Source organism: Acinetobacter sp. YH12152 (assembly GCF_013418285.1).
Lineage (GTDB): Bacteria > Pseudomonadota > Gammaproteobacteria > Pseudomonadales > Moraxellaceae > Acinetobacter > Acinetobacter amyesii.
The window spans coordinates 65,126-84,457 of sequence record NZ_VPCH01000010.1 but is presented as its reverse complement, the minus strand read 5'-3'; the positions used below and the strand labels follow the sequence as shown (position 1 = coordinate 84,457).

17 protein-coding genes are annotated in these 19,332 nt (G+C 39.3%); 10 read left to right on the top strand and 7 right to left on the bottom strand.

The genetic code is table 11. From position 1 onward, the window contains the following. Nucleotides 1-155 precede the first annotated feature (155 nt). Nucleotides 156-1,064: a lysine exporter LysO family protein gene (locus tag FTU83_RS05475; protein WP_180040244.1), complete on the bottom strand. Its 909-nt coding sequence runs from the start codon at nt 1,062-1,064 to the stop codon at nt 156-158. A gap of 48 nt (nt 1,065-1,112) precedes the next feature. After that, a complete protein-coding gene (locus tag FTU83_RS05470; protein WP_180040271.1) occupies nt 1,113-2,642 on the bottom strand; it encodes an NAD(P)/FAD-dependent oxidoreductase in 1,530 nt (509 codons plus the stop codon). A gap of 157 nt (nt 2,643-2,799) precedes the next feature. Here FTU83_RS05470 and FTU83_RS05465 point away from each other — a divergent pair, with 157 nt between their 5' ends. The 5 genes from FTU83_RS05465 (at nt 2,800) to FTU83_RS05445 (ending at nt 9,849) form a co-directional block, all read left to right on the top strand. Next, nucleotides 2,800-3,807 (top strand): AraC family transcriptional regulator, encoded by a 1,008-nt coding sequence (locus tag FTU83_RS05465; protein WP_180105857.1) that lies wholly within the window; start codon nt 2,800-2,802, stop codon nt 3,805-3,807. A gap of 84 nt (nt 3,808-3,891) precedes the next feature. Beyond that, a complete protein-coding gene (gene zapE / locus FTU83_RS05460) occupies nt 3,892-5,043 on the top strand; it encodes a cell division protein ZapE (protein ID WP_180105856.1) in 1,152 nt (383 codons plus the stop codon). Between the two features lie 524 nt (nt 5,044-5,567). Beyond that, complete coding sequence (locus FTU83_RS05455; RefSeq protein ID WP_168378907.1) at nt 5,568-7,730, top strand: malate synthase G; 2,163 nt, start codon at nt 5,568-5,570, stop codon at nt 7,728-7,730. A gap of 88 nt (nt 7,731-7,818) precedes the next feature. Then, nucleotides 7,819-8,295 (top strand): hypothetical protein, encoded by a 477-nt coding sequence (locus tag FTU83_RS05450; protein WP_180105855.1) that lies wholly within the window; start codon nt 7,819-7,821, stop codon nt 8,293-8,295. A gap of 111 nt (nt 8,296-8,406) precedes the next feature. Continuing rightward, on the top strand, nt 8,407-9,849 hold the full coding sequence (locus FTU83_RS05445; protein WP_180105854.1) for an aldehyde dehydrogenase family protein: 1,443 nt from the start codon (nt 8,407-8,409) through the stop codon (nt 9,847-9,849). A gap of 76 nt (nt 9,850-9,925) precedes the next feature. Here FTU83_RS05445 and FTU83_RS05440 read toward each other — a convergent pair whose 3' ends face one another. Beyond that, nucleotides 9,926-10,912 carry a hypothetical protein gene (locus tag FTU83_RS05440; RefSeq protein WP_180105853.1) on the bottom strand — a complete coding sequence of 329 codons (987 nt, stop codon included), beginning with the start codon at nt 10,910-10,912 and terminating at the stop codon, nt 9,926-9,928. Between the two features lie 38 nt (nt 10,913-10,950). On the opposite strand from FTU83_RS05440, the gene FTU83_RS05435 reads away from it, so the two are divergent. Beyond that, nucleotides 10,951-11,610 (top strand): SOS response-associated peptidase family protein, encoded by a 660-nt coding sequence (locus tag FTU83_RS05435; protein ID WP_180105852.1) that lies wholly within the window; start codon nt 10,951-10,953, stop codon nt 11,608-11,610. A 20-nt stretch (nt 11,611-11,630) separates the two neighbouring features. Here FTU83_RS05435 and FTU83_RS05430 read toward each other — a convergent pair whose 3' ends face one another. After that, nucleotides 11,631-12,095, bottom strand: coding sequence for a MarR family winged helix-turn-helix transcriptional regulator (locus FTU83_RS05430; RefSeq protein ID WP_078193646.1), 465 nt, complete (start codon nt 12,093-12,095; stop codon nt 11,631-11,633). A 618-nt stretch (nt 12,096-12,713) separates the two neighbouring features. On the opposite strand from FTU83_RS05430, the gene FTU83_RS05425 reads away from it, so the two are divergent. From FTU83_RS05425 to FTU83_RS05415, 3 genes are all read left to right on the top strand, one after another. Then, on the top strand, nt 12,714-14,234 hold the full coding sequence (locus tag FTU83_RS05425) for a transporter associated domain-containing protein (protein ID WP_180105851.1): 1,521 nt from the start codon (nt 12,714-12,716) through the stop codon (nt 14,232-14,234). A 380-nt stretch (nt 14,235-14,614) separates the two neighbouring features. Next, the gene (locus FTU83_RS05420) at nt 14,615-15,343 is read left to right on the top strand and encodes a hypothetical protein (RefSeq protein WP_180105850.1); all 729 of its coding nucleotides are present in this window, start codon (nt 14,615-14,617) and stop codon (nt 15,341-15,343) included. A 19-nt stretch (nt 15,344-15,362) separates the two neighbouring features. After that, complete coding sequence (locus FTU83_RS05415; RefSeq protein ID WP_180105849.1) at nt 15,363-15,914, top strand: hypothetical protein; 552 nt, start codon at nt 15,363-15,365, stop codon at nt 15,912-15,914. A 97-nt stretch (nt 15,915-16,011) separates the two neighbouring features. Here FTU83_RS05415 and thiM read toward each other — a convergent pair whose 3' ends face one another. The 3 genes from thiM to FTU83_RS05400 all read right to left on the bottom strand — a co-directional run bounded on the left by thiM (nt 16,012) and on the right by FTU83_RS05400 (nt 18,462). Next, on the bottom strand, nt 16,012-16,881 hold the full coding sequence (thiM, locus tag FTU83_RS05410; protein WP_180105848.1) for a hydroxyethylthiazole kinase: 870 nt from the start codon (nt 16,879-16,881) through the stop codon (nt 16,012-16,014). An 11-nt stretch (nt 16,882-16,892) separates the two neighbouring features. Beyond that, on the bottom strand, nt 16,893-18,050 hold the full coding sequence (locus FTU83_RS05405) for a hypothetical protein (RefSeq protein WP_180105847.1): 1,158 nt from the start codon (nt 18,048-18,050) through the stop codon (nt 16,893-16,895). A gap of 148 nt (nt 18,051-18,198) precedes the next feature. Next, nucleotides 18,199-18,462: a hypothetical protein gene (locus tag FTU83_RS05400; protein ID WP_078193641.1), complete on the bottom strand. Its 264-nt coding sequence runs from the start codon at nt 18,460-18,462 to the stop codon at nt 18,199-18,201. Nucleotides 18,463-18,956: 494 nt separating this feature from the next. Here FTU83_RS05400 and FTU83_RS05395 point away from each other — a divergent pair, with 494 nt between their 5' ends. Further along, nucleotides 18,957-19,229 carry a hypothetical protein gene (locus tag FTU83_RS05395; protein ID WP_180105846.1) on the top strand — a complete coding sequence of 91 codons (273 nt, stop codon included), beginning with the start codon at nt 18,957-18,959 and terminating at the stop codon, nt 19,227-19,229. Nucleotides 19,230-19,332: the final 103 nt, after the last annotated feature.

Below are 19,332 nucleotides of genomic sequence, written 5' to 3'. Positions count from 1 at the left end.
GATTCATATTAAGCTTTACGAGGGCGTTGTATCGTCTGACGAGACGTGTATCAAGATGGGAGATATTAAATTGAAGAGCATGCTCTTCAATTTAACCCAAAACTTGGGATTTGTGTAGATACCTATGGCCTTTGGGAGAGGATTTAGGTGAGGGGTTAGATAGCCGCCAATATACTCACCAATATTGGTGCAAGTACAGAAAGGATAAAGCCGCTGACCATAGCATGTGGAATAAAATCATTACCACAGGCTTGTTTGACCATGGGTAGGGTGACATCCATAGCTGTTGCACCCGCAGATGAAATTGCAGAGCGTGGGTAGCGCCAGCCAATAATATACATAAATACAATCGCAAAAATTTCTCTGAATAAATCATTCATCAGCGCGATACTGCCTAGATGCGCATTCTTTAATTCAGTCACGACGATGCCTGTCATCGAATAGAAACCGTAGCCTTGTGACAACATAATCAAATCTTTCAAACTGATTTGTGGCAATAGATAGGCAGCAGCAAAAGCGCCCAAAAGTGAACCGACGATACAGCCGAGTGGAACAAGTAGAATTTTCCAATTTAACCAAGAACGATCGAGCGGTGAGTAGGCGAGATCAAGCCCAATCAGAAACATGAAGACTAAAAGTAGATCCCAAGTACTAATATGTGGCTGAAGACTAAAATGTGCTGCAATTTCGGCAAAAGCATAACCTAAACCTAATGCAATAAAAGCATAGCTAATATTGATGAGTGAGCTTGTCACTAACTGCATGGACACTTTGCCATGACTGGGTTTATAGCCTAAAAGCTTAAACAAAATATAGCAGCAAATAAAAGCACCCATTGAGGTCAATAGTGCAATAAGTACTGATGAAGAGAGGATTTGCAGAGGTGCTGGAATAGTGTGTAATGTTTCAGAAAATTCGATCGCAATCGCAAATAACAAAATATAAGTAAAGTACGGCAGGAGTTTAAAGGCGATTTTTTCAAGCCAAGTGGGTAGGCGACGTGCAAGAATAAAACCAAGCCCTAAACAGGTCAAGAGCTGGAAAATCAGCCAGAAAGATTGCATAAAAAATAGGCAGATAATGAATACCTGCCTATTATGACCTGTTATTGCTTAAGCTGCATGACTAGATTTTGTTTTACTTAGGAGTCGAAAATCAGCTGGATTTATTTTTCGAGTAGCGAGCCAATATTTCCATGTATAAGTTGGCCACAGTGCAAAATTTTTACCGCCATTTTGTTGATACCAGCTCACGCAGCCTGATTGCCATACCGTGCCATCAAGCATGTCTTGTACATGAGTGTTAAATTGATCTTGCACCTGATCTTTGACAGCGATGGCTTGAACATTAGATTTTGAAACCAATTGCATCATTTGTAAGATGTAATCGACTTGTGCCTCAATCATAAATACCACTGAATTATGCGCAAGTACGGTATTGGGGCCTAATAATTGGAACAGATTTGGAAAGCCTTTGGTGCAAATGCCATAAAAACTTTCTGCGCCAGCTTGCCAAACTTGTTTGAGTTCTTGAGCATTTTCACCAATACATTCAAAGGACTTGAGATAAATACGTGGGTCAGTAATAAAGCCAGTCCCATAGATTAAGCAGTCAATTTCACGGGATTTTCCATCTTTGGTAATAATGGCATTTTCAGTGATTTCTTGTATTGCATCACTGACCAATTCCACATTAGGTCTATTAAAGGTTGGAAAGTATTTATTAGAAATTAAAATGCGTTTACAACCCATGATGTAGTTTGGGGTTAGTTTCTTGGCGAGTTCAGCATCTTTGACTTGGTATTTAATATACAGTTCAGCCAGTTTTTGCGCATACTTCATGGTGGTCGGCTTAACAATTGGCACGACACGTGATTCGTTGGTCCAATACAGTCGAGCACGGTGAATTTTTCGAAACCAATCATATTTTTTAAATAATGATTTTTCTAAACCATGATAACTACGTTCATCTCGTGGAATGACCCAAGCCGCTGTACGCTGAAAAACATAAAGTTGCTGTGTTTGTGGTGCAATTTCTGGAATGTATTGGATGGCACTGCCGCCTGTACCAATCGATGCGACTTTTTTGCCTGCTAATGGATATTGATGATCCCATTGAGAAGAATGGAACACTTTACCCTTAAATTTTTCAATGCCTGGAATATGTGGAATTTGTGGGACATGTAACGGGCCAGATGCAAAAATCACATATTGAGCGGTAATTTTAACGCCATCTTTGAGTTCTAAATGCCAGTCGCAGGTTGATTCATTGTATTGGCTTGAAAGCACTTCACTGTTAAAGCGACAGAATTGTTTTAAATTATATTCACGGGTGACATGTTGGATATAGTCAAATATTTCCGGCGCTTCGGCGTAACGCTTTGACCAATCTGTTTTGGGTGCAAAAGAAAGTGAATACATATGTGATTGCACATCGCAGGCAGCGCCAGGGTAGCGGTTTTCACGCCAGGTTCCACCAAAATCATTGGCTTTTTCGAGGATCAGAAAATCTTGATTGCCTTGTTGTAAAAGTCGGATCGCCATAGCAATACCACCAAAACCACCGCCGATGATGGCGATTTGTGTATGTATTTCAGAATTGGCTTTTGGGGTTTGCACTGTTTTTGTTTGCGCTTCCTGCATCATTTTTTTAATTCCAAGCGAGATTACAGGCTAAGCATACTTGAGTTCATAACCAGAACAATATGATTGAGGTGACAGAAAAATTGATCGAAACGGCAATGTTCATAATTGCAAATTTGTAGTAAAAAAGAAGAAATTTAATGTCATTTTACGATTTATGAAACGATCTATTCTAAGCCTGATGTATTTAGTACAAGGAATGCGTAAAGCAGGCGTAGATGTCGATCAACGTTTGCAAACTATTGGGCTGCGTGTCGATGCACTCGATCCAACTTCAGTGATTCATCCGAGTTTGGAGTGGGATGTACTGAAAGTCATTGGTAAAGATGTAGAACCTGAGCAAGGGTTATTTATTGGTCAGCATTATACATTGGCGGGTTATGGCCCGTTGCTGATGTTATTGGTCACCAGTGATACTTTACGCCAAGCTTTAAATCAGGGGATTCGCTTTCAACAGTTGACGCATCTAACTGGGCGTTTAAGTTTGCAAATCAGTCAACATAAAGTGGCTTTATGCTATCAACCGCAAGATGTGTATGCGCCACTGGGTGCATTATTAGCACAGTCAGAGATTTCAGGAACGTATAAATTCATCCGTGATCTGTACAAAATGATGGGGCTATCTACGCCACAAGTTCAAATTGATTTGCCGTTTGCTGAACCCAAAGATCCCGAAAAATTAAAAATGTTCACCGATTATTATGGCTCTCAAGTTCGTTTTGGCGCGCCATTTGCGGCATTTTGGTTTGATGAGGATGTTCTAGATATTCGTATTCCATCCGCTGATATTATTACGTTTCGATTGTATGAGTCGAAGTGTATTGCGGAGTTAGAACGTTTAAGCGCCGATGAAGATGCGCCACCATTGGTTCAACGGGTACAAGATTATTTGGAATTACAAAGTGGTGCAATGCCAAGTATGGCAGCAACTGCTCAAGCATTGAACTTGCCGGAAAGAACTTTACGTCATCAATTGCAACAGTTAAATACCAGTTATAAGCAAATTCGTGAAGATATTATTAAAGATAAAGCACTCCGTATGATTGAATATAATGAATATTCAATTGAAATGATTGCAGAATTGCTGGGCTATTCAGAACCTGCGGCGTTTAATCATGCGTTTAAACGTTGGTTTGGGCATAGTCCGAGACAATATAATAAATAGCCAATGCGCTTTACTGCCAAAGTGTTATATCTTCGAGTTTATTCTTCGTTATAATTCATTTAGCCCAAAAAAGTATTTAATGATATGTCAGATTTTCAGTCACCACACAACACCGCATTTACTCCGATTTCACCGGCTGAGCGTTATGCTCAAGCCTTAGCATCTGGTCAGTTTTTACCAGATCAGGAACAGGCGCAAGCGGTGCATGAGTTGGATCGAGTTTGGCAAGAATTAATCCAACGTTTTAAGGCTTCTAAAAAAGCGTTTCGTCGTTTCCGTCGTCAAACTGCACCGAAAGGGGTGTATATGTGGGGCGGTGTAGGACGTGGTAAAACGTGGCTGATGGATCAGTTTTATGATTCTGTGCCATTTCGACGCAAAACACGTATGCATTTCCATCACTTTATGCAGTACGTACACCGTGAATTAAATAAGCTTTCAGGTCAGCGTAATCCACTCGACCTTGTTGCTGACCAAATTTATAAAGAAGCAGTCGTGATCTGCTTTGATGAATTCTTTGTATCCAATGTCACGGATGCGATGATTTTGAGTGATCTATTCCAAAAATTATTTACGCGTGGGATCACCCTTGTTGCAACATCTAACATCGCACCAGATGGTTTGTATAAAAACGGGATCCACCGTGACCGTTTTATCCCAACCATCGAAATGGTAAAAAATAACTGTGTGATTTTAAATGTAGACTCAGGCGTAGACTATCGTTTACGTGTATTGAAACAAGCGCAGTTGTTTAAGTCACCTTTAACACATGAACATAAGTTGTGGATGGCACAGCGTTTTACAGCATTAACGCAAACCCAAACAGTTTCACAAGAGCCAATTATTATTAATCAGCGTATTGTGGAAACCATTGGTCATACGGAAGATGTACTGTGGTGTGAATATTCTGAACTTTGCCTAAAACCACGTAGCCCAGCGGACTTTATTGAAATTGCCAATATTTATAATACGGTCTTGGTGAGTAATGTGCCGCACATGACGGATTATTTGTCTGAAGGGACTCGTCGTTTTATCTATCTAGTTGATGAGTTTTATGACCGTGGGGTGAAGTTGTTGCTTACTTCAGAAGATACGATTATTGAATTATATCAAGGTGAAAAATTGGCATTTGAAATTGAGCGTACACGTTCGCGCTTATTGGAAATGCAATCTGATGATTATCTACATACCTCTCACCGTCAAATCAATGCACCAGAATCTACCGCAGAAAATTAAGCCTTTCTGTTGGAATGAAAAAGAACGTCTTATTGGCGTTCTTTTTTTTGATTTTTTGTTTTAGATAACATGTATAAATTAAGAAAAGCTGTGGAACGAACAATAGAAGTTAAAGCCAAGTCTCAAGATAAAAGCATCATTTAATAAGAAGCTAGGCTGAATAATAATTCATCGATAAAAGCGTTAAATTTAAACTGATTGGTTGAAGTTGTAGCATCGACATTGGCAGCATTTCATGGCTTAATCGAGTGAGTTTGTTTGTGGCTTGGGTCTATTTGTTCAGTTTTAGAACAAAATTCTGCACTTAAGTCTAATTTCGACATTTCAAAAACTTTATACACTGTAAAAAGGTATTCAGGCTGATGATGACGTCCTATTTCTGATCTTTATTATGTTGAATGATGAGGGTATTTCATTACATAGAAAATGATCATTATTTAGGAATGTGATAGTACTATTCAGCAAAGTATAAATGGGTATACTAGAATCTCTTGTTATAAAAAATAGCAATATCAGGAAAGACAATGACTGCACGTATTCAAAAAGGCAAGTTAGCGATTGCTAAAGAACTTTACGATTTCATCGAAAATGAAGCACTACCGGGTTCAGGTTTAGACAGTGAAACTTACTGGAAAAACTTTGAACAAGTCGTTGTCGATCTTAGCCCAAAGAATAAAGCACTATTGGCTAAGCGTGACGACATTCAAGCTAAAATTGATGAATGGCACCGCAACAACAAATTTGAACTCGAAGCTTACAAAGCTTTCCTTACTGAAATTGGCTACTTATTACCAGAAGTAGAAGATTTCCAAATCAGCACAGAAAATGTAGACGAAGAAATCGCATTATTGGCTGGTGCGCAATTGGTAGTACCTGTGCGTAATGCACGTTACTGCTTAAACGCTGCGAACGCACGTTGGGGTTCACTCTACGATGCTCTTTACGGTTTTGACGTGATCTCTGAAGAAGGCGGCGCGGAAAAAGGTAAGGGCTATAACCCAGCTCGTGGCGCAAAAGTTATCGAATTTGCTAAAAACTTCTTAAATGAAACTTTCCCGTTAGCAAATGGTTCGCATGCAGATGCAACTAAATATGCGGTAGAAGGCAAAAAGTTAGTTGTAAGCCTAAAAGATGGCTCAACTGCAACTTTAGCGAAAGAAGCTCAGTTTGTTGGTTTTAATGGTGACGAAGCTGCACCAACTGAAATCGTACTTTTAAACAATGGTTTACATGTAATCATTGAAGTTGATGCGACGAGCCCAATTGGTTCAACAGATGCTGCTGGCGTGAAAGACTTAGTTCTTGAAGCTGCGGTAACCACAATTCAAGACTTGGAAGACTCAATTGCAGCAGTTGATGCTGAAGAGAAAGTTGAAGGCTACCGTAACTGGTTAGGCTTAATGAAAGGTACGCTTTCTGAATCTATCGAGAAAAATGGTAAAACCGTTACTCGTACATTGAACAAAGACCGTACGCACAAAAACTTGATCGGTGGTGAAACTACGCTTCACGGTCGTTCATTGATGTTGCTTCGTAACGTAGGTCATTTGATGACAAACCCTGCGATCCTTGTAGATGGTGCTGAAATCTACGAAGGCATCATGGATGCATTGATCACACCGTTATTGACGTTTGCAGATATTAAAGGCGAAAACGAAAACAAGAACTCTCGTAAAGGTTCTATGTATATCGTTAAGCCAAAAATGCACGGTCCAGAAGAAGTTGCATTTGCAGTTGAATTATTTGAGCGTGCTGAACAAGCGCTTGGTCTACCTGCGAAGACTTTGAAAATCGGTATCATGGACGAAGAACGTCGTACTTCTGTGAACTTGAAAAACTGTATCGCGCAAGCGAAAGATCGTACGATCTTTATTAATACAGGTTTCATGGACCGTACGGGTGATGAAATCCATACTTTCATGGAAGCAGGTCCATTCGTTCGTAAAGGCGAAGTGAAGTCTCAAATCTGGTTCCCTGCATATGAAAACCGTAACGTGATGATCGGTCTTCAAGCCGGCTTACGTGGTAAAGCGCAAATCGGTAAAGGCATGTGGCCAAAACCAGATATGTTGCTTGATATGTACAAAACTAAGATTGAGCATCCAGAAGCTGGCGCAAGCTGTGCATGGGTTCCGTCTCCATCTGGCGCTGTAATTCACGCGATCCATTACCATCAGTGCAATGTTTCTGAGCGTCAAAAAGAGTTGTTGAATACTCAGCCGCTATCTTTAGATGACTTGTTAACGCCGCCTTTAGCGACAGATACAAACTGGTCTGAAGAAGAGAAAACCAAAGAACTCGAAAACAACCTTCAAGGTATCTTGGGTTATGTGGTTCGTTGGGTTGATTTGGGTGTAGGTTGTTCAAAAGTACTAGACATCAACAACGTTGGTTTGATGGAAGACCGTGCAACTTTACGTATTTCTTCTCAACACGTTGCGAACTGGTTACGTCACGGTATCGTAACTGCTGAACAAGTTGAAGAAGTATTTAAGCGCATGGCGAAAGTTGTAGATGAGCAAAATGCCAACGATCCACTTTACACGCCAATGGCACCAAGCTTTGATGGTTATGCATACAAAGCTGCTTATGACTTAGTATTCAAAGGTGGCGAGCAGCCTTCTGGTTATACAGAGCCGCTTCTTCATGCTTACCGTTTAAAATTAAAAGGTTATACAGGTGACTAATCTGTAAATCAAAAAAAGCCTCTTCGGAGGCTTTTTTTATTGCTTGAGAAAGTTAGAATGTCGACATAAAAAATGAAAAGGAAACTCCATGTATTTATGGAATGTAAATCGGTTGGTGGATGATATAAGACTGAATAAAGTCTCTGAAACCCATTATAAAAACTACTATATTGCCAGCTCAATATTGATTTTCTTTAGCTACTTAGCACTGACGTTAACCCCAGAATCCAAACCTACAGAAGCTTGGGCTTCGTTTGTTTTACAAGTTGGTCTGCTGATTAGCTGGGTGAATGCCATATTTAAAGCCAATGGCGGCGAGCAAGGCCGAGATTTTTTAAAGCGCTTTATTGCATTGTATCTGCCGGTGACGATTCAGAGTTTAGTCCTCTTTATCTTGATCGCTGTGGTTGTCGAAGGGCTGTTACCTATGTTGACCCTAAACATGGAGGAGGCTGCACTTGAGCAACTCACCACAGTTAAAGACCTGAGTTTTGAAGTTTTGGTTAGCTGTTATATTTATTGGCGAATCTATAAAGCGATGCAGCAGATTAATCATCCTATTTAAGTTGTAGCGTTGTACAATAAATTATGGATAAAGTTTCTTCCTGTTTTTCTCATAGCTTTTCGATGCTGAAGCCTTTACATTGGAATGAATGATAAAAATGGGATGGAAACGATGTCAGCATATACCGCATTAGATTTGCAATATATTGATGGACAGTGGCGAGCAGGGACTTCAACGCGTCACATCAAGAATATCAATCCCTTTAGCCAAGCAGAGATTTTTGAATTGCAGGCAGCCAGCAGTGTCGATGTAGACAGTGCTTATAGTGCGGCAGAAGCTGCCTTTAAATCAGAAGTGACCAAGCCCATTGAAGTACGTCAGCAAGTCATCACTAAATTAACTCAAACCATTCAGCAGCGCAGAGAAGAAATTATTCAATGGCTGATAGATGAATCTGGTAGTACACGTTTAAAAGCCAATATTGAAGTTGATGCAGCGCTCGGCATTATCCAAGAATCGTTGCGTTTTCCTGAAAAAATGCAAACTACGCAGCTAGAGAGTAAAGACCCGAGTCGAAAGAGTTTTGTATTGCGCAAACCTTTGGGTGTCATTGCGGTGATTAGCCCGTGGAATTTTCCATTTCATTTATCGATGCGTTCTGTGGTGACTGCGATTGCCTGCGGTAATAGTGTGGTGTTGAAGCCTGCAAGTGACACGCCAGTGACAGGTGGAACGTTGCTCGGAAAATTATTTGAAGAAGCGGGCTTGCCGCATGGCGTGTTAAATGTCGTTGCAGGCAGTGGCAGTGAAATTGGCGACTATTTTGTAGAGCATCCTGTGCCTAAAATGATTTCATTTACAGGTTCAACTGAAGTGGGTCAACAGGTGGGGGTGAAAGCGCTAGGAAGTTCACGGATTAAGCGTTTAGCGCTGGAACTTGGCGGCAATGCGCCTTTGGTGATTTTAGATGATGCAGATTTAAATTTAGCCGTTGAACTGACCGTGATGGGGCGTTTTTTGCATCAAGGACAAATCTGCATGAGTACCAATCGAGTGATTGTGGATGAATCCTTGCACGATGCTTATGTTGAAAAATTAATTAAACGGGTAAAAAGCATTGTGGTCGGTGATCCGAATGATGTCGAAACTCTGATAGGCCCTATCATCAATAAGTCGCAAATCGATAAATTAAAAACCATTATTCAAAATGCCATTCAGCAAGATGCGATTTTAGCCTATGCAGGCGGTATAGAAGGTCAATTGGTTGCACCGCATATTTTCACCCATGTGGATGCACATGCTGATATTGCATTAGAAGAAAGCTTTGGGCCAATCTTGCCGATTTTAAAAGCGCGAGATGAAGCGCACGCACTTGAATTGGCGAATTCAACCCGATTTGGTTTATCGAGTGCGGTATGTACCTCAAATTTAGCACGCGGCGGAGAGTTTGCGGCCAAACTCGATATAGGCATGACGCATATCAATGGCATCAGTGTGGCGGATCATTCTAATGCACCCTTTGGTGGTGAACGTAATTCAGGCCTTGGTCGTTTTAACGGTGAGTGGATATTTGAGGAATTTACCCGCACCCATTGGCAAACGTTCCCTGCTTAAAATACTCAAAGTGAAGTCTATTTAATCTTGTGCAATAGACCTCACCGCAGCTAATGTTACGCAGGACATTTTTAGTTTATTTCCATGAAATATCAGGCAGAATATAGTCCCAAAAACGGCTCCAACGTGTCTTGTAATAGAGAAAAGAGCCAATATCTTGGCTTGAACAATTATCCTGATAGTACATTTTGTGATTCATCAACAGCATAGGTTTACGCTGCAAGGTCGTCATATATAGCTTGACTTGAACCTTGTAATTGTAGATTGAATAATTAGAAGAAATACTCTCGGTTTTCATTTTTTGAATATTGTGAATATACACATCAAACTTCAAGCCATTTTTGTAATCTGTTGCCTCATGAATTGTTCGATCTGCAATTGGAATAAGCGGATTGTTATCACTAAACGCTAAATATGCGTTATGTATTTTGTTTCCTTGTTGATAATTAAACTGAAGAGCTGAATTTGCAGTAGTGAAATAGGGGAGCGCATCTTGAGGATTGATTTTAAACGTGCCTGTACAATTAGTCCTGACACGCCCTTTATCTTCGTTCACCGTAAACCAGCCAAATTGATCTTCCAATTCCGTCGTATGGGCTTCATCTACGTCAGGAAAAATCACGCCAAACTGATCTCTTTGTCTTTGCTGATTTTGCATCAAGCGATAACTATTTTGAGCACGTTTTGCAAAACGGATTTCAGGAAACATCTCTGGAGATGTAATTTTAAAATCAGAGACATTGATTACTTCACCATCAGGCAATATGACCAATGAAAATTGTTGTTCTTGGGTGTTGGGAAGATTTTTGACCGTCACCCAATGATGTGTACTGATCATTTGCTGATTGCGTAAATGCTTGTACTGAATGCGGTACTTGCCTGCAGGAATCTCAGTCTCATTGATTAGGTCTTGTTTAAATGGATATTCGTTGAGATAGAGCGCGTCGAGACTAAAAGGTAGAAATGAAACGGTATGTACAGAGACTTTTGCGGCATGTGCGGTTGGATACAGGCACATACTTAGAATTAAGACGATAAAGCGACTTCGGTCTAGATTTTTCATTTATTATAAAGATTGATTTTTTGCGGATTATGGCAAATATGTGTGCTAATTTCAAACCGATTACCTTATCGCAATTAAAGTCTCAAAACTTGCCTGAAATCAGCTTTGAATATCCTGAGGAAGTCTATCCAAATTATGATTTGCCGCTACTCTTTAAGTCTGAACAAGGGCTAGAGTGGCGAAAAGTGAATTTTGGCATGGTGCCTAAATGGGCCGCAGACAAATCAATCGCACTTAAAACCTATAATGCTCGAAATGAAACTTTGTATCAAAAGCCTACTTTTATTAATGCGATCTCAAAATGTAAGTTTGGCGTAATACCCGTGTCTGAATTTTATGAGTCAATGTATATCGATAATAAGCCGCAGTGTTGGAGTGTTAAGCGCAAAGATGGAGAAGCGTTTTATATTGCTGCCTTATATGACATTTGTAGACAAGGTGATGAGATTGTACGTTCAAGTACCATGATTACGATGGACGCTATTCAGCATGAGATGATGAAGCACTTTCATGAGCCGGGCAATGTAAAACGTTCGGTGATTGTAATTCCGCATGCGAGGTTGGAAGAGTGGCTGAGTTGGAAATCACCCAACATCCAAAGTTTTGTACAAGGTTTTCCTGTTGATGAGTTTGAATGTGCACACGCACCCAAAATAAAAATCGAAAAAATCAGTCCCCAACTGAACTTTTTCGATTGATATTTCGGTGATGCAAATGCTTAGCGAGCTAAGTTTTTAAAGATATGCTTTAAGCTTTCCATGGTTTTTTCAATTTGTAGGGGTGTTAAGCCTTCAAAAGATTGCTCTAGAACGACATTCGTTAGATCGTTAATCTTCTGCGTCATTGCAGTGCCTTTATCAGTTAATACAACCCGGGTAATACGTGCATCATCTTCACAAGAATAAGTATCTACCAAGCCTTCATCTTTTAAGCGATAAACGATCTTGGTTGTGGTCGACATTTTAGATACGACCATTTCAGATAAATCTGAAACACTCGCATGAGGTTTAGACTTGAGTGCGAGCAGGATACGACGACGTGAATTATCAACGCCATACTTTTTTAATGCATGGTCGACGTTTAAAACATATTGTGAATGCACCTGAGTAACCCAGTAGAAAGGAAAATTTTCTAAACTAAAGTCATCGGTGGATGGTAAAAATTTTGAATACTTTTTTGTCATGAAGAAGTCCCCTGAATATTTGTTTTAATTTTATTTAATGTTTTAACATTCTATTGAAAAATAGAGGGTAATAGCAAGAGTTCACAATAAAAAAATAGAAAGTAGAAGATATCTCATTTTTAGATTATCTTAATAGATTATATTGATATTCTGTCCAAGCGATTAAAAAAGAATAAAAGTAATTTTTGCTATAGAGAGATAGTGTAGTGAAAATAAATAAGTTTTGAATTCAAATTGAATATTAATATATTTTACCAAAAGGTTGAAATAAATAATTCATTAGATTTGTCATACAATCTTATACAACGCATTTAATTACATTTAATTAAAAGTCAGGTGAATTCATACTTTTTTTAAAGTGGAAGAGGAGATCTCAAAAAGTAGGTTTTAACATCTAGATGTGTATTTTATATCGCCCATTCGATTTGTAATACATTCAGCGTTTTTAACATTTTGTCATATTGTTGCTGCGAAAAAATATGCTTGAATACATTACAAATGCCCAAGATTGTGCATAATGGAATGGTCTATAGTTACACAGGTTAAATTTATGGATCCGTCGCCGTGCGTTGGTCTGATTGAAGATATTCTTACAATCCAGAATGAGGAAGAGAGCTAATGGAATTTTTGTTAGATCCCGGAATCTGGGTTGGTTTACTTACATTAATTATTTTAGAAATTGTACTAGGGATTGATAACCTAGTCTTCATTGCCATTTTGGCAGAAAAACTCCCTCCAGAACAACGTGACAAAGCTCGTGTACTTGGTCTTTCACTCGCATTATTAATGCGATTAGGATTGTTATTTGCAATCTCTTGGTTGGTCACATTAACAAAGCCCCTGATTACCGTTTTTGATTGGACATTCTCTGGTCGAGATCTCATATTATTGTTCGGTGGATTGTTCTTAGTTTATAAGGCAGTCACAGAGCTGCATGAGAAATTAGAAGGTAAACCAGAAGTTCAAGTGACAACAAAAGTGGCATATGCCAGCTTTACAGCAGTCGTGGCACAAATTGTTGTCTTAGATGCGGTTTTCTCTTTAGACTCTGTCATTACAGCGATCGGTATGGTCGACAACATTTATGTCATGATGGCTGCAATGATTGTGGCAATGGCAGTGATGTTACTTGCATCTAAACCGCTAACGGCTTTTGTAAACCGACATCCGACCGTCGTGATCCTATGTTTAAGCTTCTTATTGCTTATTGGTATTAGTTTGATTGCAGAAGGTTTTGGTTTCCATATTCCGAAAGGCTATATCTACTCAGGTATTGGTGTTGCGATTGTCATCGAAGCCTTTAACCAGTTTAGTCAACGCAATGCTCAAAAACACGAAGCGAAAATTCCATTACGCCATCGTACTGCAGACAGTATTTTAAAACTGATGGGTGGGCGCTTAGAAGCTGATCAAGTCGGTAATCAGGCGCAAGAAACCTTTGCAGACGAAGAGCGTTACATGATTGGGGGGGTGTTGACGCTTGCAGAGCGTTCAGTTGCGTCGATCATGACTCCCCGTAATCAAATTTCTTGGGTGGATTTAAATGACACACCTGAGCAAATTCGTGAGCAAGTCCTTTCTGTGCCGCACAGTTTATTCCCTGTGTGTCGTGGTAGCTTGGATAAAGTGATTAGTATTGTCCGCGCGAAAGAGCTTATTGATGTTCTAGATAGTGAAGATGATCTAAAAGCATTGATTAAACGTCATCGTCCGATCTTTATTTTCCAAAAGATGAAGGTGATTGATGCGATTAATACCTTGCGTACCTCTAAAGGCTCTTTGGTACTGGTTACGGATGAGTTTGGTGCGGTACAAGGTCTGATTTCACCACTCGATGTGTTTGAAGCGATTGCTGGTGAATTCCCTGATGCGGATGAACAACTTGATTTGATTAAAATCGATGATGAACATTGGAAAGCTTCAGGCATGCTCGATCTGTATCAGTTAGAACTTGAATTGGAAATGCTGGATTTGATCGAAGAAGATGATGGTTACATCAGTGTTTCAGGCCTCATTTTGGATCAGACTCACGGCAATGTTGAAGTCGGAACTGTGGTTGAATTTAAAGGCATCCAATTTAAAGTTACGGCAATGGATGAAAACCGCATTAAAACGGTTGATATCTATTACCAAGCTTAATGCTTAAATCTTAAAATAACTCAAAGACAGCTTTTAGAAGCTGTCTTTTTTGTATGACTAGAAAGTATAAGAAATCCTATCCAAGGGGGCTGTAATTCACGATGTTAAAACGTATTATATTTACATGATGTAACAGTAAAAAAACGCTGCATCTTTTGAGCTTTTAGAGGGCTAAAACGGTTCAAAAGTAATTAATATTGATAGGGTTGGTTTTAAAAAAGCATTAGGTTAAATAGTGATTCATTTTTAACTCGGGGTTTTAATCATCATAGATGATCTATTAATAATTTTTATTTCATTTTAAATATCGGTTTTGACAAATTTATAACTAGGTACTTTGAAGAAATTCAAAGTTAATCCATTAAAAAATGGGTGTTGGTATGGCGATCACTGAGAATATCATTGATTTTAGTAAACTCACGACTGAAGAAAAACATGAGTTGTTTCAACGGCTCTGGGAGTTTGATCAACGTATTTTCCCGACATCGAAAATTGAGCAACTTTATCAATACATGCATGACCCCGATATTGTAGCATTACCAATTATTCAGTATTTTGAGCAAGATAAACTGATCGGGCAAAACATTGTGCGTATATTAAAAATTATGCATAACAATCGGCCGATTTTTATTTTTAATTCACGGGCAGGGGTATTGGTAGATTACCGGCGGAAAAACCTGACCTTAAATTCGGCGATTAAAGTGGCGATGCAGCATCAGATTCGATTTCCAGCGATTCCGATGTGGTTTGTGGCTACATTGGCACAACCAAAGGTATATACATTATTTGCCTCGCGCTCTGTTAAGTTTTATCCAAGGCATGGTGTCCCGATGCCCACTGAGTATGCGGATGTTTTAAACAGTTATAAAATCCGTCAGCATGATGTGCAGCATCGCGCTGAGGATATTTTTGTTCATCGTTGTGATTTACCGAAGGTGACGCCTGAGCAATTGGTTCGGCTACGGAAAAAATCTGATGAACATGTTCAATTTTTTATGCAGCACGTGCCAGATTATTTTGATGGCATGGGTTTAATGTGTATTTGTAAATTAAATGTTTCAACTATTTTTGAAGCAAGTATGAATCTGGCAGTTGGGCGGGCAGTTTAATGATGGACATGGATGTGTTATGCGACAAATGACGATATATCGATTATTCGGTTTCGGCGCGGCGATCTTTTTAACGGCTTGTCAGCCAGCAGAGCAAAAAGTACAGGAGCAATCGCAGAAATGTGTTGCCCCCGAAAAACTGGTCAAACAAATTTATGATCAAGAGTTGAAATTGCATGCTTTGAGTAAAGATCAACTTACTGCCTATTTTGAGCCATCGTTAGCGGAACGTATGCAAGCAGAAATTAACTGTAAGCAGTCGCAACAAGCGTGTAATGTGGATTTCGATATTTTCACGGATAGCCAAGATCCGCAGCAAGATTCGAAAAAAGGCGTTCAGCCTAAACTGAGTTTTGATGAAAATAAAAACGTCGTTCGTGCTGAGTTTAAAATTGGTGATGAAGCCAAAGTCTTAAATTATGAAATGAGTGATGGCGACTGTTCAAAAATCAAAAATATTATTTATGCGGGGGACTATGACCTCGACATGATTTTGAGTAATCCAACAGAAACGATCGAAGATTCAGAAATGTTTGATGCCAATGCTGCAAGTGACAGTACGGCACAGTAAATTTTTTGTCGCATATTAATTAGTACAAAACAGTATGAATCCCTGAACAGCTTGAGCCATTTACTCAAGCTGTTTTTTTTCTCAAGCTATCGTAGCTTCATAGTGCATAAATTTGCATGTTGGCAAGTTGATTGAAATCATCTTCATTGAGATTATAAATTTCATCTAAAAATGCAACATTAAAACTGCCGACACTTGAGCTAATTTCATAGGCTTTTTGACCCGCAATCGCAAAGTGCAAATGTGCTGCGATCGTGCCAGCAGTTAGCGTTTCACTTACGGCGCAATACGCCGCTGTTAACGCACCTAAAGCGCAGCCTGAAGCCGTTACTTTGGGTTGTAAGTAAGACCCACCATTAATCTGTATCACTGCATTCATTTCTTTCGATAAGATGAAATCTGATTCGCCTGAAATTGCCACACATTCACAGTGTTCTAACAAGGGCACAGCATTTAAATAAATTTCTGCACTATTTAGCGTGCTATCGACACCGCGGGATTCACCTTGGTTACCTGCAAGACCGCTAATTTCTGATGCGTTGCCGCGAATAATACTTGGCTTGTATTGGAGTAATTGGTCAACCATTTCAGATCGCCATGGCAAAACGGGGCCATAACCGACAGGGTCAAGCACCCAAGGTTTATTTAAATTTTGTGCTGTTTGTGCAGCAATTTGCATGGCCTGCATTTGTTCAGACGTTGGCGTGCCTAAATTGATATTCAATGCACTGGCAATCGAGGCAAAGCTTTCAGCTTCAAAGGGATTGTCAATCATTGCAGGAGAAGCACCCGCAGCCAAAAGGACATTGGCCACATAATTGCTCGCGACTGCATTGGTGATGATATGCACCAAGGGTTGTTTGGATTGAAGTTCAATCCACGCATTGATAACGCTTTGCAAAAGAGGGCTATTTAAGTCAGTCAATTCACTGTTCATGGTCGTTTCAAAATTTTCAGATTGATTCATTGTTTTCTCCCTTAGCGGGTGAAGTAATGGTCTTGATGTTTACAATTACGGCAGAACAGGGTCACATAATCTGCGGCATCATAATCGACAGAGAGCTCTTGTGAACCACAGTACATGCAGCGCTTTGTGGAATAAAAATTTAAGCGAGGTTCGATTTTTTTCCACGCATGGCGTATCGGTTGCACAAAAATACTTTCATCGAGTCCTAAAAAGTTAAAAAGCAAAATTTCACTCATTTTACTAAAGGGGAGTTGTGGCGGACGAGGGAGGGTAAAGGTTTCCCATTTTTCCTGTAAGCCACGTTCACGGTATTGCTGTAAGGTCTTTTTTAACAGATTGGTATTAATGAAATTTTCATTACGTACTTGCAGGGCTTTTTGTTTATGTAGGTATTCGAGTGCTGACTGAATCATATAGTAAATCTGCCCAACCGCTAGATGGTCGAGTAGGCGATAACAGAACACTTGAAAGCTTTTATTTCCTGCAATTTGAATACCCCATGTCTTACAATAAAACTGCATGAATTGCACAATTTCTTGAAACAGTAGGAGATACAAGCATTCTTTCACTTCGTCAGCACTTTTAAAAGGAACACCCAGAGCTAAATTTTCATAAAACCAATGGCGGAGTTGCTGCGCTACGCTAAAAAGACTGGGCTCCGAATAGCCATCCAGACGGACATTGATATAATACTGTTCAGCTTGTAGCGCATCATCTTTCACAATCAAAATTTGCTCATGCACGAGATGCTTTTTGAGTGATTGTTGGAAGAGATAATTCGGGCTGATGTTGTGGTATTTAATAGCGTCCCAGTCGATAAATTCTTGATGTGCCGTATGTTCTTTGACGTGATTATCCAATAAAGCCAGCAAAAAGAGTTTCTGTAAAAAGCTCAGTTCACTTAATTCACGTTCAACGATATCTTTATTTTTAAGTTTACGCTGTTCTTGTAAACGGGTTTCTTTGAGTAGTTTTTTTCGTGCGGCCTGACAGTTTTCACAATGGCAGTTGTATTGCTGTTCTGGAAATATTTGATGATGACAGTGGCTACACTGATAAAAATTAAATTCTTGCTCATCTAATTTTTCAGCATCTACCCAATACATAGATGCACGACACAACGGGCATTGCGTACTTTCATCCATTTGTTTGCGTAGAATATTGAACATGTTGCCAACGTTTTTTGAAAGATTAAATTGATTATACACATCTCTGTTTAAAGACGGGTTTGCAATTTCAGTTGCGGCAGCTCAGGCGATATGTCGACAAATAAAAAAGCTGCATAGTGATGATGCAGCTTTTAGTCAGAATGGATTATTAATAGGCGGCTGGGCATGGGATCGATTCGTCCTCCTCTCCAAGTTGTTTGGCTTGTATTAAAGCTTGCACTTTTTTAGACGCAACTTTTTTAGTGCCTAATGCACTATATGAGTTAAGTAATGAACTGACCTCAAAGGCTTTGAGTGGAATCCCTTCGCAGGTCATAAACATTGCAATCACCTGATGGTCGATATTTGCAGCATCAAGTGCTTGCAGGGTCTTCATATTTTCAATACGGATGATGTGTTCTTTAATAAACATAATGCACCTCTTTTTGTTTTAGTCTGAATATTTTGCTTTTGGCAATTAAGTAGGTGCAAAACGCATGCTCAAATGTTTTGAGTAGAGATTTTAAAGCAGATAAACTGTGTATTTATTTGCTAAAGTATTGAAAATAAGGTATTAATTTAAAAGTAACAAAATAATAATAATGAATCCTTTTATCTTAGATGCGTTCTCAAAATGCTTGAACTGTTGAAAAAGAAACATCTTGGTGCATGGTTTAAACAGAAGTATGCAATCAAATGCAAATTAGAAGATTGATATGAATTGCGTACTAAGGTGCTTTTTGGAAGGAAACACCTAAGCGATTGGATTTGAAAAGTATATTTGTATATATTGAGCTTATAATTTTTAATGATCTAGGCTTCTCGAAATGAAACCAAGCGGAATCAACTGAACTTGATACACAGCATGATTCAGCTTGAATTCTTAAGGTTTTGATCTTTTTTATCCTTTCTTTGTATGGAATACACATGTCAGACGCACTTAAAAACAGCAATATCACTCGCATGCAATTATATAAGCAGCCACAGGGTACGGTTGGCGCGCTGATTATTGGGCATGATCAAACTTTAGAAAAGACGATCGAGTTACTTGGCCTGGCGCAGCAACATCAAGTATCTAAAATTTATGTGGCGGGTGCAACGTCAGAAATTCAGCAATTCCTCACCTCAAAAGTCACGGCATTTCAATTTTACTTTGCTGCAGACTATGACAGCGCGCTCGATTTAATTTTCGCAAATTAATAATCCTCTAAGTCTTAAGCAGGAAAGGTTGAGCGCAATAATTTGAACGTACAGATGGATTAAGCACCTGTACTTTCTCTTTCTAGTATATAGGCGCTTTATT

Bases quoted from the DNA above. Each gene is read 5' to 3' on its own strand.
- FTU83_RS05395 (WP_180105846.1), top strand. From the start codon at position 18,957: ATGTCAGACGCACTTAAAAACAGCAATATCACTCGCATGCAATTATAT.
- zapE (WP_180105856.1), top strand. From the start codon at position 3,892: ATGTCAGATTTTCAGTCACCACACAACACCGCATTTACTCCGATTTCA.
- FTU83_RS05470 (WP_180040271.1), bottom strand. From the start codon at position 2,642: ATGCAGGAAGCGCAAACAAAAACAGTGCAAACCCCAAAAGCCAATTCT.
- FTU83_RS05445 (WP_180105854.1), top strand. From the start codon at position 8,407: ATGTCAGCATATACCGCATTAGATTTGCAATATATTGATGGACAGTGG.
- FTU83_RS05400 (WP_078193641.1), bottom strand. From the start codon at position 18,462: ATGTTTATTAAAGAACACATCATCCGTATTGAAAATATGAAGACCCTG.
- FTU83_RS05450 (WP_180105855.1), top strand. From the start codon at position 7,819: ATGTATTTATGGAATGTAAATCGGTTGGTGGATGATATAAGACTGAAT.
- FTU83_RS05435 (WP_180105852.1), top strand. From the start codon at position 10,951: ATGTGTGCTAATTTCAAACCGATTACCTTATCGCAATTAAAGTCTCAA.
- FTU83_RS05465 (WP_180105857.1), top strand. From the start codon at position 2,800: ATGAAACGATCTATTCTAAGCCTGATGTATTTAGTACAAGGAATGCGT.
- thiM (WP_180105848.1), bottom strand. From the start codon at position 16,881: ATGAATCAATCTGAAAATTTTGAAACGACCATGAACAGTGAATTGACT.
- FTU83_RS05415 (WP_180105849.1), top strand. From the start codon at position 15,363: ATGCGACAAATGACGATATATCGATTATTCGGTTTCGGCGCGGCGATC.
- FTU83_RS05440 (WP_180105853.1), bottom strand. From the start codon at position 10,912: ATGAAAAATCTAGACCGAAGTCGCTTTATCGTCTTAATTCTAAGTATG.
- FTU83_RS05475 (WP_180040244.1), bottom strand. From the start codon at position 1,064: ATGCAATCTTTCTGGCTGATTTTCCAGCTCTTGACCTGTTTAGGGCTT.
- FTU83_RS05455 (WP_168378907.1), top strand. From the start codon at position 5,568: ATGACTGCACGTATTCAAAAAGGCAAGTTAGCGATTGCTAAAGAACTT.
- FTU83_RS05420 (WP_180105850.1), top strand. From the start codon at position 14,615: ATGGCGATCACTGAGAATATCATTGATTTTAGTAAACTCACGACTGAA.
- FTU83_RS05405 (WP_180105847.1), bottom strand. From the start codon at position 18,050: ATGTTCAATATTCTACGCAAACAAATGGATGAAAGTACGCAATGCCCG.
- FTU83_RS05430 (WP_078193646.1), bottom strand. From the start codon at position 12,095: ATGACAAAAAAGTATTCAAAATTTTTACCATCCACCGATGACTTTAGT.
- FTU83_RS05425 (WP_180105851.1), top strand. From the start codon at position 12,714: ATGGAATTTTTGTTAGATCCCGGAATCTGGGTTGGTTTACTTACATTA.